General features: G+C 44.8%; 13 protein-coding genes. 10 read left to right on the top strand and 3 right to left on the bottom strand.

Going from position 1 to position 12,340, the window contains the following annotated elements; genetic code table 11:
• Nucleotides 1-153 precede the first annotated feature (153 nt).
• The 7 genes from dnaG to OC538_RS03880 all read left to right on the top strand — a co-directional run bounded on the left by dnaG (nt 154) and on the right by OC538_RS03880 (nt 7,328).
• Nucleotides 154-1,962 carry a DNA primase gene (dnaG, locus tag OC538_RS03910; protein ID WP_251694383.1) on the top strand — a complete coding sequence of 603 codons (1,809 nt, stop codon included), beginning with the start codon at nt 154-156 and terminating at the stop codon, nt 1,960-1,962.
• A 35-nt stretch (nt 1,963-1,997) separates the two neighbouring features.
• Entirely contained in the window at nt 1,998-3,170 is a 1,173-nt protein-coding gene (gene rpoD / locus OC538_RS03905) for an RNA polymerase sigma factor RpoD (protein WP_251694384.1), read from the top strand.
• A gap of 72 nt (nt 3,171-3,242) precedes the next feature.
• A complete protein-coding gene (locus OC538_RS03900; protein ID WP_251694385.1) occupies nt 3,243-3,656 on the top strand; it encodes a hypothetical protein in 414 nt (137 codons plus the stop codon).
• An 86-nt stretch (nt 3,657-3,742) separates the two neighbouring features.
• A complete protein-coding gene (locus tag OC538_RS03895; protein ID WP_251694386.1) occupies nt 3,743-4,885 on the top strand; it encodes an acyl-CoA dehydrogenase in 1,143 nt (380 codons plus the stop codon).
• Nucleotides 4,886-5,021: 136 nt separating this feature from the next.
• A complete protein-coding gene (gene cccA, locus OC538_RS03890) occupies nt 5,022-5,405 on the top strand; it encodes a cytochrome c550 (RefSeq protein ID WP_251694387.1) in 384 nt (127 codons plus the stop codon).
• A gap of 109 nt (nt 5,406-5,514) precedes the next feature.
• Entirely contained in the window at nt 5,515-6,213 is a 699-nt protein-coding gene (locus OC538_RS03885) for a tRNA (adenine(22)-N(1))-methyltransferase (protein ID WP_251694388.1), read from the top strand.
• The gene (locus OC538_RS03880; protein ID WP_251694389.1) at nt 6,210-7,328 is read left to right on the top strand and encodes a Nif3-like dinuclear metal center hexameric protein; all 1,119 of its coding nucleotides are present in this window, start codon (nt 6,210-6,212) and stop codon (nt 7,326-7,328) included. Before OC538_RS03885 ends, OC538_RS03880 begins: the two co-directional genes overlap by 4 nt.
• A gap of 55 nt (nt 7,329-7,383) precedes the next feature.
• Here OC538_RS03880 and OC538_RS03875 read toward each other — a convergent pair whose 3' ends face one another.
• Both OC538_RS03875 and OC538_RS03870 read right to left on the bottom strand, forming a co-directional pair.
• Nucleotides 7,384-8,364, bottom strand: a complete 981-nt coding sequence (locus tag OC538_RS03875) for a 4-hydroxy-3-methylbut-2-enyl diphosphate reductase (RefSeq protein WP_251694390.1) — start codon at nt 8,362-8,364, stop codon at nt 7,384-7,386.
• Nucleotides 8,365-8,428: 64 nt separating this feature from the next.
• The gene (locus tag OC538_RS03870) at nt 8,429-8,860 is read right to left on the bottom strand and encodes a YqfQ family protein (protein WP_262173358.1); all 432 of its coding nucleotides are present in this window, start codon (nt 8,858-8,860) and stop codon (nt 8,429-8,431) included.
• 112 nt (nt 8,861-8,972) lie between these two features.
• Here OC538_RS03870 and OC538_RS03865 point away from each other — a divergent pair, with 112 nt between their 5' ends.
• Nucleotides 8,973-10,274, top strand: coding sequence for a DEAD/DEAH box helicase (locus tag OC538_RS03865; RefSeq protein ID WP_251694392.1), 1,302 nt, complete (start codon nt 8,973-8,975; stop codon nt 10,272-10,274).
• A gap of 7 nt (nt 10,275-10,281) precedes the next feature.
• The gene (locus OC538_RS03860) at nt 10,282-11,169 is read left to right on the top strand and encodes a deoxyribonuclease IV (protein ID WP_262175138.1); all 888 of its coding nucleotides are present in this window, start codon (nt 10,282-10,284) and stop codon (nt 11,167-11,169) included.
• A gap of 47 nt (nt 11,170-11,216) precedes the next feature.
• On the opposite strand, the gene OC538_RS03855 is transcribed toward OC538_RS03860, so the two are convergent.
• On the bottom strand, nt 11,217-11,462 hold the full coding sequence (locus tag OC538_RS03855) for a hypothetical protein (RefSeq protein WP_410055847.1): 246 nt from the start codon (nt 11,460-11,462) through the stop codon (nt 11,217-11,219).
• A 113-nt stretch (nt 11,463-11,575) separates the two neighbouring features.
• Here OC538_RS03855 and OC538_RS03850 point away from each other — a divergent pair, with 113 nt between their 5' ends.
• Entirely contained in the window at nt 11,576-12,340 is a 765-nt protein-coding gene (locus tag OC538_RS03850; protein WP_262173357.1) for a metal ABC transporter ATP-binding protein, read from the top strand.

Here is a 12,340-nt window from a genome sequence, read left to right as displayed (position 1 = left end):
CTTCTTTTGCGGATTGTGTACAATAGTATATTGTCACTACACTATAATCATATTTCTTAAAAAAAGATTAGATAATGAAATAATTTTGTCGAATAAGAAGGATTTATGAATACTGTCTCGAATTCAAGTATGTGAGAAGAGAATGGTGATAGGATGAATAAAATTCCAGAGGAGACAATCGAAGAGATTCGATCCAAGACGGATATCGTCGATCTTGTCGGCGAATATGTCCAATTGACGAAACGGGGCAGGAACTGGTTCGGCTTATGTCCTTTCCATGGGGAGAACACCCCTTCTTTTTCCGTCTCAGAGGAAAAGCAAATATTTCATTGCTTCGGTTGCGGTGCTGGAGGAAATGCAATTACGTTCATCATGGATATTGAAAACAGTCCTTTTACAGAAGCTATCTCCAAGCTGGCCGGGCGGGCAGGTATAGAGCTAGCAGTCACCTTCAATGAAGCGTCCAGAAGCGGAAGGTCAAATGAACACCAACAGATGATTGAGGCCCATACACTTGCAGCCAACTTCTATAGTCATTTGTTACTGAATACTGTGGAGGGTGAAAAAGCATTACATTATTTGGAGCAAAGAGGGTTTTCCCGTGAACATATCGAAAAGTATGGTATAGGGTGGTCGCTTGACGATCGGGAAGTGCTCACTCAACTGCTAGTACGCAAAAAGTTTGATATGAAGGAGATGGAGCTTGCGGGACTTTGTATTATGAAAAATGATGGAACTGGGTATTTTGATAGGTTCCGCGGACGTATTATGTTTCCACTACATGACGATAATGGAAATGTAGTTGCTTTCTCTGGGAGGACATTATCCGATTCCAAAGAGGAAGCTAAATACTTGAACAGCCCGGAAACGCCAATTTTCGAGAAAAGTCAATTGCTCTATAATTTTCACAACGCACGTCTTAATGTCCGTAAAACGGGTAAAGTAATACTGTTCGAAGGTTTTATGGATACGATTGCCGCTGAACGTGCGGGAATCATGAATAGTGTTGCAGTTATGGGTACATCCTTGTCTGACACCCACCTGACCAAAATGAAACGCATTGCTAACCAGTTGATCATTTGCTGTGATGGCGACAATGCAGGATGGGATGCAGCGAAACGTTTTGCTGTCCTTTCCACTCAAAAAGGAATGGATGCGAAAATTGCTTTATTACCGGGAAAAATGGACCCAGATGAATATATTTCAAAATTTGGCGGTGAATCGTTCGCTGATAAGGTGATTGGAAATCCACACTCGTATATGTCATTTATAATGGCTTATTATAAAAGATCCAAAAATCTATCTCATGAAAACGATGTATTGCAATATATCCATGAAGTTTTGGAAGAGCTTGCCCCGAAAATTTCACCGGTTGAACGGGATTTAATGATCAGGCAATTGACTGCGGAGACGGGAGTTTCCCCGAGCGCACTCAACGAACAACTGATGAAGAAGGTCGGTAAGCAGGCAAAGCAGCAGAAAGCTATGCAACCGGAAGGACAAGCCATACCAATGGCAGTTACCAACCGGAAGATGTCGGGCATCGACCGGGCTGAAAGACTTCTGTTATGCCATCTATTGAATGACGGTAATCTATTCGACAGAATTCGGGATGACCACCAGGAACTATTCCTCCGGGAGAATTATGCTGCGATTTTCATAAGGCTTGCAGGCTTTTATGAAAAGCACGGCATGCCCGATTTTCACAGATTCGCGGAGTCGTTGGAGGATCGGGAGCTGCGCAAGGTTGTCATGGATGCAGCGATGCTTGAAAGAGATCCCGACTTTGCTGAACAAGAAATAGAAGATTGCATCCAACATCTCAAAAGGCAGCGGCTTATCAGACGCATTGAAGAGATGATGCACGAATCAAAAGAAGCGGAAAAAATGAACGATCATACCCGGGCACTGGAGCTGGCCAGGGAAATTATACAGCTCCGGAAATCATTATCGGCAATGTAAGCCGGATTCCGGTGAATTAAGGAGGAACGGGTATTATGACTAAAGAGCAATCTGGAGAAATGGAGCACGAAATGACATTAGATGAAGTGAAAGCTGGTTTATTGGAAGCAGGGAAAAAAGCAGGGGAATTGACCCTTGAAGATGTAACGGAGAAATTATCCGTATTTGAGATGGAGCCTGAACAGTTCGAAGAGTTCCTTGACCAGATTGAAGCCGCGGGCATCGAGATGGAACGCAAGGATGAAGAGGAAACGAGTGCCAAGGAAGAAGAACAATTCGACTTGAATGATCTGAGCGTCCCACCTGGCGTAAAAATCAATGACCCTGTGCGCATGTATTTGAAAGAAATCGGTCGTGTCGATTTGCTGACCGGAAATGAAGAAGTGAAATTGGCAATCGGCATCAAAGAAGGCGTGGAAGCGGAAGAGAAACTCGCCGAAATGAAAAAGCCAGACCCTGCACTTTTGGAGCTCGTCGAGAAAGGCGAAAATGCTAAGAAGAAGCTTGCGGAAGCCAACCTCCGCCTAGTTGTCAGCATCGCCAAGAGATATGTCGGCCGAGGAATGCTGTTCCTTGATTTGATTCAAGAAGGTAATATGGGTCTAATCAAAGCGGTTGAGAAGTTCGACCATACGAAGGGGTTCAAATTCAGTACGTATGCGACATGGTGGATCCGCCAGGCGATAACACGAGCAATAGCTGATCAGGCTCGTACCATTCGTATTCCGGTGCACATGGTCGAGACGATTAATAAATTGATTCGCGTTCAGCGTCAATTGCTTCAAGATCTAGGTCGCGAACCGTCTCCTGAGGAAATTGGAGAGGAGATGGACCTGACTGCAGAAAAAGTACGTGAAATCCTAAAAATTGCACAAGAGCCAGTTTCGCTTGAAACGCCGATAGGGGAAGAGGACGATTCCCACTTAGGGGATTTCATCGAAGACTCGGAAGCGCAATCACCCTCCGATCACGCTGCCTATGAATTATTGAAAGAACAATTGGAAGACGTTCTGGATACGCTCACTGACCGTGAAGAAAACGTATTGCGTCTACGTTTCGGTTTGGATGATGGCAGGACAAGAACGTTGGAAGAAGTAGGGAAAGTCTTTGGTGTGACCCGCGAACGGATTCGTCAAATCGAAGCGAAAGCATTACGGAAGCTTAGACACCCATCTAGAAGCAAAAGGCTAAAGGACTTTTTAGAATGATCATCCGCATCGGCATGCACTATGCCGATGCCTTTTAAGTTTATAGAGAATGATGACTAGGGGCGAAACAGGATGAATGCTCAGCGTAAAAAAATCATTATGGCTGAAATTAATTATTGGAAACAGAATAAACTGCTGCCGGAACAGTACTGCGATTTTCTACTAACGCTCTATACGCAAGGGGATCACGAACAGGAAATAAGTGCGACGGATGCTGTGTTGTCAAAAGAAAAAAAGAAGTTTAACACCCGTGTAATCTTACTCCAGTTCCTATACATAGTTATCGCATTCGCGGTACTTGGCATATCCCTCAAATTATGGTCACTTTTCTTTGCGGGGCAGATGATGCTATTGGTCGGATTTTTAATCATGAACTGCTTATTGTGGCTGTTAGCTGGTAGACTATTAAAATTGCTTTATTTTACAATTTCAGGGGCTGCTGGGTTGATTTTGATTGTAGCTTTTATAGTTAAGACTGTATTCTAGCTTCCTTTTGAAAGAATGATTTTGAAAATGACGACCATTTCGGTATAATCAAAATGTAAGCGTTCACAACAAGGGGGATGAAGTAAATGAATTTTGATTTGACAGATGAGCAACAAATGATCAAGAAAATGATGAGGGAATTTTCCGATGAGGTAGTTGCGCCGGGAGCAATCGAGCGGGACAGGACAAAGGAGTTTCCAATCGAGATATTCAAACAGCTTTCCCAAATGGGGATGATGGGGTTGCCATTCCCGGAAGAGTATGGGGGAGCAGGCGCAGATGCGACAAGTTTCGCAATCGTAACTGAGGAGCTAAGCCGTGGCTGTGCCTCCACAGGCATTACATACTCGGCACATATTTCTTTAGGAGGCGCACCAATTCATCTATTCGGAACCGAGGAGCAGAAAAGGAAATATTTGATGCCAATATGTACTGGGGATTCATTTGGTGCTTTCGGACTCACGGAACCGAATGCGGGTTCTGACGCAGGGGGGACGCAGACGACAGCGAAAGAAGATGGCGATCATTTTGTGATCAATGGATCAAAAGTATATATTACAAATGCAAGCTATGCTAAACATTTGGCGCTTACTGCAATTACAGCTAACGAAAATGGCAAAAAGGAAATCAGTGCCGTTATCGTACCTACCGATGCAGAGGGGTTTACGATTATTGACAACTATGAAAAGATGGGCTTGCATGCTTCCAACACGACGGAATTAGTATTCGACAATGTCAGAGTTCCTAAAGAAAACCTTCTTGGCAAGCGTGGTGATGGCTTTAGACAATTTCTTGTCACATTGGACGGCGGTAGGATTGGAATCGGTGCGATGGCGGTAGGGATTGCGCAAGCGGCTTTTGATCGAGCGTTGAAGTACTCGAAAGAGCGCAAGCAGTTCGGCAAGACGTTATCTGAATTTCAGATTACTCAATTCAAGTTGGCTGATATGGCGATGAAAATCGAATTAGCTAGAAATATGGTTTACAAGGCGGCTTGGTTGAAAGACCAGGGACGTCCATTTACGAAAGAAGCTGCTATGTGCAAGCTGTATGCTTCAGAAATTGCGATGGAAGTCGCTGATCAGGCAATTCAAATTCACGGAGGCTATGGGTACATGAAGGAATACGAAGTCGAACGATATTTGAGAGATGCAAAATTGCTCGAAATCGGAGAAGGAACCTCTGAAGTTCAACGAATGGTCATTGCAAGACAAATTGGATGCTTATAAGAAAAGTTTGTCCAAATTGTCACAAACCGTTAATTGTACGGGGATAACTCTTTCAGTTTTCATCAGTATACAGTACAATATGAGGTGTGCACTGTATACTTTTACAGAATAATTCCTGGTGAAGGAGGGTAATTCGATGAAAAACAATCCTGTAGTGCCTTATATCCTGATTTTCGCGCTAGGATTAGGACTTATTTTCTTCATGTCCTTATATGGCATCGAGCAGAAGAAAGAAATCGCTGCATCGAATGAGGAAGGTAAAACTGAAGAAACGACTGATGATGCAGCTGCATCCGAAGATTTTGATCCTGAAGGCTTCGCTCAAGGGAAATGTATCGGCTGTCACGGTGGTGACTTAGCTGGCGGCGCTGTTGGACCAACTCTTCATGGTCTGTCAGAATCCAAAGAAGAAATTCATGCCATCATTAAGAATGGTGAAGGTCAAATGCCAGCATTCGGCGGACAAATTTCCGACGAGCAAATCGACCAATTGTCAGAGTATATCCTATCATTAAAATAAGAACCGGAAGCCATCGGTAGCGTTATCTACACGCACCGATGGCTTTTTCAATTCTGGAAAAGAAGCGGAGAATCCCTTACAATAAGGGTATTGGAAAGGCGGGGATCTATTGAATTCCGAAAAATTATCAATGCGGCTCACTGCAGTAGCTTCGTTTGTTGAACAGGATGCCACTCTCGCGGACATTGGGAGCGATCATGCTTATTTGCCTTGCTATTTAGTGAAGGCAGGACAAATCTCTAAAGCGATTGCAGGAGAGGTCGTAAAAGGACCTTATGAGTCAGCAATAAAAAACGTACAAAAGAAGGGGCTTACGGAAGCAATCACGGTCAGAATGGCGAACGGATTGGAAGCCATTCATGATAGTGATGGGGTAGATACGGTTACGATCGCTGGAATGGGCGGGCCTTTGATTGCTTCCATTTTAAGAGATGGGGCCGAAAAGCTTTACAGTGTCAAGCGGATCATCACTCAACCGAATATTCATTCACTGTCAATCCGTGAGTGGGCTGTACAAAGTGGGTGGAAAATTGTCGAAGAGCAGATTTTAAAGGAAGATCATAAAATCTATGAAATCATCGTGCTTGAAAAGGGACAAGCGGAGTACAGCGAGCTTGAAATGATGGTCGGCCCATATTTGCTCGAAGAAAAATCGGAGATCTTTATTGAAAAATGGAAGCGGGAGTCGGATGAATGGAAGCGAATCCTAGCCTCCTTGGAAACCGCGGGAGTTACGGTTGAAATCAATAAAAAAAGGGAACAACTGCGTGAGAAAATTGAGCTGTTAGGAGGAGTTTTGACAAATTGAAAAAAGTGAATGGACATGAGATTATAACCCTATTTGAACATTGGGCGCCAAAACGCTTTGCAGAAGATTGGGATCCAGTAGGTTTGCATATAGGACAGTTGAATCGCACTGTCGATAGGGTCATTATCACATTGGATGTCAATGAAGCAGTCGTAGACGAAGCGATTGAAAAAGGGGCGAATCTAATCATAGCGCATCATCCACCTATTTTTAGCCCAATGAAACATATTTGGACAGACACGCCACAAGGAAGACTTATTGAAAAATGCATCAAAAATGACATATCCGTCTATGCTGCGCACACCAATCTGGATGTCGCTCCCGGAGGTGTAAATGATTTGCTTGCATCCCGCTTAGGGTTGGAAGACATCGAAGTGATGGAGCCGACAATTTCCGATCCGCTTTATAAATTGGCGGTCTTTTGCCCGGTCGAGCATGCGGATAAACTACGGGAAGTGTTGGCGCTTTCCGGTGCAGGGGCAATCGGGGATTATGCCGGATGCAGTTTCACTTCTACCGGAGTCGGGAGGTTCACGCCAGCTGCCGGCGCCGACCCATTTATCGGTGAAGTCGGGCAAACGGAAGAGGTTGCTGAAGAACGCATCGAAGTCGTGCTGCCAGGTCCTCTTCGGTCGAAAGTCTTAAAAGCAATGCTGGCGGCTCATCCATATGAAGAGCCTGCTTATGATTTTTTTGTTCTTGATCAAAGGACACAGGAGTTTGGGCTCGGCAGGGTTGGTAAATTACCTGAAACTATGGCACTTAATGAGTTTGCGAAATTCGTCAAAGAGGCACTTGACGTTCCTACCGTAAGGATTGTCGGCGACCTATCAAAGCCCATCCGTAAGATTGCTGTCCTTGGGGGGAGTGGCAGTAAATATATTAGGGCGGCGAAGCGTAAAGGGGCAGATGTATTCGTTACAGGTGATATGGATTTTCATAGTGCCCAAGATGCGGAATTGATCGACCTTGCGATTGTGGATCCGGGTCATCATGTGGAGAAGGTGATGATTGAAGGAGTAGCCAAGCATATGGAGCAAGCATGCCGGGAAAAGGGATACGATGTTTCCTTCATCAAATCAGAAGTAGACACTGAACCGTTCAGATTCGTGTAATAAGTAAAGGCTGTTCCGCGTCGGCAACGACGGCGGAACAGCCCTTTCATTTCTGTTATTCTGTAACTGCGTATGGCTCAATCCGTTTAACCGGCTCTGGGTTCTTGATTTTCGGCAAAATCCGGTCCAACTTGAATTTGCGTTCCGGTGAATGTGTCGAAGGATCTTCCGGATCGAAGCTCTCCAAGAAACCGATCACTTCACGGACAATCAACGTCGGCGTGGACGCGCCTGCAGTCACTGCGACCGTTTCTACGCCTTGCAGCCAATCAATATTAATCTCTGATACATCCGAGATTCTGTAGGATGGCGTATTGGCTATTTCAACAGACACTTGTGTCAAGCGGTTGGAGTTGTTGCTTTTTGGATCTCCAACAACAATCAGCAGATCTGCTTCACCAGCCTGTTCTGCTACCGCCTCTTGTCTTACTTGAGTGGCAAGGCAGATTTCCTGGTGCACTTCTATATGAGGGAATTTCTCTTTCAATGCATCCATGATATGTGCTACATCCCACTGGCTCATTGTTGTCTGATTTGTGACAAGAAGCTTTTCATTTTCAAGCTCTAGACCATTGACGTCATCTAGCGTTTCAATCAGATGAACTGCATGCGGCGCTACACCGATCGCTCCTTCAGGCTCGGGATGGTACTTTTTCCCGATATAGATGATATCATAACCTTCAGCAGTCTTCTCTTCAATCAGGTCGTGAGTGACAGTCACATCCGGGCAAGTGGCATCGATGGAGACAAGGCCTTTACGTCGGGCCAATTCCCTTACTTCCGGTGATACACCGTGGGCTGTGAAAATGACAGTCCCGGTTTCCACCTTTTCTAGGATCTCCAACCGGTTCTCCCCGTCCAAAGTGATAATACCATCTTCCTCAAATGCGTCTGTGACATGTTTATTATGGACAATCATGCCTAATATATATATAGGTCTCGGCAACGTTTTGTCGAGTGCTGCATTTCTTGCTATGACCATTGCATCGACAACCCCGTAACAATAGCCGCGCGGGGAAATCTTCTTAACTTTCATTCACTCCACACTCCTCTAAAGGGATCTGTATCCATTATAGCGGAGTCAGGCGCACGTTTCAAAATTATAATTTGGGCGGCTGAAAGATTCGAGGATTGGAGACGCCGGCTTGAGCACTTTGCGCTGCCGCCGACGCTGCACCAGCAGCAGTGTCTGCTGCGCCTCCAGCGGACGGGAGAGACTGGAAGCCTTTATATAATCTCCACATCGCGGGCAGGTTCTGGAACATCGGTGCAATCTGCTGAACGAGTGGCGCATATTGTTGGGCAGTATTTAAAAATCGGTTGGCTGTTTGCATGTACATTTCCTTTTTGGATGTATTTTGGAATGGACCTGGCATGGACTGGCCGTACGGATTTCCCATCGGAGACCCCTGAAAAGGTTGTCTCGGCGTTTGGGTAAAGGTTGGCTGTTGCTGTGGACCGCGAAATGGCTGCCTCATAGCGAACGGCGAGTTTTGCGCACGCGCGAATGGATAGAAGGATTCGTACCTCATGGATAACCCCTTTCATTTGGTCATTGTGAACTTTCACAATCTATACTATGCGAAAATCACATACTGCGGAACGGAATCATGCTACAATAAGAATACGTTAGGAGGCATATGAATGTCTAAATTCACTGATTATCAATTCAAACCTTTCCTTCGGGAAGCAATTGCCAAGTTGGGGTTTGATCAACCGACACCGATACAGAAAGAAATGATTCCCTTAATCCTTAAAGGCACCAATGCAATCGGACAAGCCCATACAGGTACAGGGAAGTCACACAGCTTCCTTATCCCGATTGTCGAGCGTCTCGATGAAGGGAAGGAAGAGTTGCAAGCGGTCATTACCGCACCGACGAGGGAACTTGCCTTGCAGCTATATGATGAATTGAATAAAATGATCGAAAATACTACGATTCGAAGCTCGCTTTTGATTGGTGGCACGGATAAACAACGCTCCATCGACAAGCTGAAATCGAATCCCCACATTATTGTCGGAACGCCCGGAAGAATCCGTGACCTTGCGGAAGAAGGGGCTTTGGCAATCCATACGGCATCCATGTTGGTCATCGATGAAGCTGATTTGGCTTTTGACATGGGGTTCATTGAGGATATTGACAAATTCGCTTCCAAAATGCCAACGAACTTGGAAATGTACGTATTTTCAGCTACAATTCCAGAAAAACTTAAACCTTTCTTGGCAAAATATATGGATAATCCCGTTCATGTCCAATTGGGAAGTAAAAAGCCATTGACGGAAGGGATGAAATATTCGCTGGTTCCTGTCCGGAGCATGGACCGCAAGAAAAAACTATTGCATGTTTTGGAAGCAATCAATCCATACTTGGCAATCGTCTTCACGAATACAAGGCAAAATGCCGACGAGGTTGCGGGGTACCTAGCCACACACGGTATAAAAGCGGGGAGGATCCATGGTGATCTGACGCCCCGTGAACGTACCCGGGTGATGAAGCAGATCAGGGATCTTGAGTATCAATATATCGTCGCGACAGATCTTGCTGCACGAGGAATTGACATCCCGGGAGTGAGCCACGTAGTCAACTATGAACTTCCGGACGATTTGGAGTTCTTCATCCACCGGGTGGGCAGGACCGCCCGTGCAGGCCTTACAGGAATCGCCATTACGATGTACGAGCCTTCCGAGGACGATAAGATTGTGCAAATTGAAAAAATGGGAATTCCATTCATCCATGAAGACGTGAAAAACGGAGAATGGATTGAAGTCAAGGAGCGCAATGCCCGGAAGAAGCGTGTCAAGGAAACGGATGAACTTGATCGTAAAGCTGCATCGTTTGTTCGGAAACCATCGAAGGTTAAGCCGGGTTATAAAAAGAAAATGGCAAAAGATATAGAGAAATTCAAGAAGAGGGAAAGGAGATTGAAACGAAAAAATGACAAATGATCAACCATTGCTCTTAGGGTCACATGTTTCGATGAGCGGCAAGAAGATGCTGCTAGGTTCTAGTGAAGAGGCGTTGGGTTACGGCGCAACGACTTTCATGATTTATACAGGTGCTCCGCAAAACACACGTAGGAAGCCAATCGAAGAACTGAATATTGAAGCCGGACTGCTGCACATGAAAGAGAATGGCTTATCCAATATCGTTGTACATGCTCCTTATATTATCAATATAGGGAATACGACCAAACCTGAGACGTTCAGGTTAGGCGTCGATTTTTTACAATCGGAAATCCATAGGACGGCGGCTCTCGGGGCCGATCAGATTGTTTTGCATCCGGGGGCTCACGTAGGGGCTGGTGCGGATAAAGGCATCGCTAAAATCATTGAGGGACTGAACGAGGTCTTGTCGGAAGATTCGACAGTCCGCATTGCACTTGAAACGATGGCAGGGAAGGGCAGCGAATGTGGCAGGAACTTCGATGAAATTGCGCAGATAGTAGACGGCGTCCAGAACAATGAGCGGCTTTCCGTTTGTTTTGACACTTGTCACGTCCACGATGCGGGCTACGATATCGTCAATGATTTCGATGGCGTATTGAGTGAATTTGACAAGATCATTGGAATCGATAGGATTTCAGTCATCCATGTCAATGACAGCAAAAACGAGCGCGGGGCTATGAAAGACCGGCATGAGAATATCGGTCATGGCTACATCGGTTTTGATGCTCTCAGCTATATCGTGCACCACCCAGCTTTCTTATCAATCCCTAAAATTCTTGAAACACCATTCGTAGGGAACGATGCGAAAAACAAAAAGGCACCTTATCAATATGAAATTGAAATGTTGAAATCAAAAACATTCCTTGCTGATCAAAGGGAACTATTGCTGGTATGATGAAAACCCCGCCAAAGGTATTCCGTTGGCGGGATGTTTTTTGTGTTTTATATCCTATCTAAATACTGACGGAATAATTCCTCTCCTTTTTTATCCCCGACAGCATACTTCACTTTTGCGATAAAGCTTTCCGGAATGCCGGTAAAAAGCCAGTGAAATGAAATCTCATCAAGCAAAGGTCGTAACGCTCTAATTTCTTTAATCGATAAATCGATGCCATATGCATCTGCCAGCGACTTTGCTTCTTCATCACTTTTCCTCTTTATCTCATTCAGCATTTGCATGTAATCCAATTTACACCATTCCTTCTTAATTAGTTGTGTCCGACCGACTGTTCCTATATACTTCTACTAGTAATCGTAATCGTTACTGTTTACACTTTTTTAGCAGAAAGGGATTTTACTATATGACTAATACGATAATTGAATGTAATGATGTCAATTTTCGATATGAGCACTCTACCGTTCTCGAAAATATTTCATTGGACGTGAAAGAAGGGGAGTTCTGGGCACTTATTGGTCCGAACGGCTCCGGAAAATCTACGCTGATCAATATCATTTTAGGATTATTGAAAGCAGATCAAGGGACCGTGAAGCTATTCGGCCAGAATGTGGATTCCTTCAAGCAGCGGGAACGTATCGGATATGTCTCGCAAAAATCGAATTCATTCAATTCAGGATTTCCGGCCACAGTACTTGAAGTAGTGAAAAGTGGCCTCACTCGTAAGGTCGGATTATTTAAAAGCTTTTCGAAACACGATGAACAAAAAGCATTGGAATCATTGCGAATCGTTCAAATGGAAGACTTCGCCTCTAAAAATATCGGCGAATTATCCGGCGGACAGCAGCAACGCGTATTCATAGCACGTGCGTTGGTAGGCGAACCGGATCTTTTGATCATGGATGAACCTACCGTAGGAATCGATCAGAAAAACGTAGCTTCGTTCTATTCTATGCTTAATGAATTGAACGGTGAACATGGCATTGCAATCCTGCTTGTCACACATGAAATCGACCTCGTCACCGAATTGGCAACACATGTGGCTTGTTTGAATCGATCAATCCACTTCCATGGGATGCAATCGGATTACAAGAAGATGAATGATACAGATATTTCATTATGGTACGGTCACCCTGTGCGGCGCGTCCATCAAGAACAGAAGGGGATATGA

Source organism: Saccharococcus sp. Marseille-Q5394, from assembly GCF_946901335.1.
In the GTDB taxonomy this organism is placed as follows: domain Bacteria; phylum Bacillota; class Bacilli; order Bacillales_A; family Planococcaceae; genus Sporosarcina; species Sporosarcina luteola_C.
Note: the sequence above shows the minus strand (reverse complement) of the source record. Positions and strands in the feature narration are given on the sequence as shown.

Bases quoted from the DNA above. Each gene is read 5' to 3' on its own strand.
- dnaG (WP_251694383.1), top strand. From the start codon at position 154: ATGAATAAAATTCCAGAGGAGACAATCGAAGAGATTCGATCCAAGACG.
- OC538_RS03900 (WP_251694385.1), top strand. From the start codon at position 3,243: ATGAATGCTCAGCGTAAAAAAATCATTATGGCTGAAATTAATTATTGG.
- OC538_RS03870 (WP_262173358.1), bottom strand. From the start codon at position 8,860: ATGAGGTACGAATCCTTCTATCCATTCGCGCGTGCGCAAAACTCGCCG.
- cccA (WP_251694387.1), top strand. From the start codon at position 5,022: ATGAAAAACAATCCTGTAGTGCCTTATATCCTGATTTTCGCGCTAGGA.
- OC538_RS03865 (WP_251694392.1), top strand. From the start codon at position 8,973: ATGTCTAAATTCACTGATTATCAATTCAAACCTTTCCTTCGGGAAGCA.
- OC538_RS03875 (WP_251694390.1), bottom strand. From the start codon at position 8,364: ATGAAAGTTAAGAAGATTTCCCCGCGCGGCTATTGTTACGGGGTTGTC.
- OC538_RS03850 (WP_262173357.1), top strand. From the start codon at position 11,576: ATGACTAATACGATAATTGAATGTAATGATGTCAATTTTCGATATGAG.
- rpoD (WP_251694384.1), top strand. From the start codon at position 1,998: ATGACTAAAGAGCAATCTGGAGAAATGGAGCACGAAATGACATTAGAT.
- OC538_RS03895 (WP_251694386.1), top strand. From the start codon at position 3,743: ATGAATTTTGATTTGACAGATGAGCAACAAATGATCAAGAAAATGATG.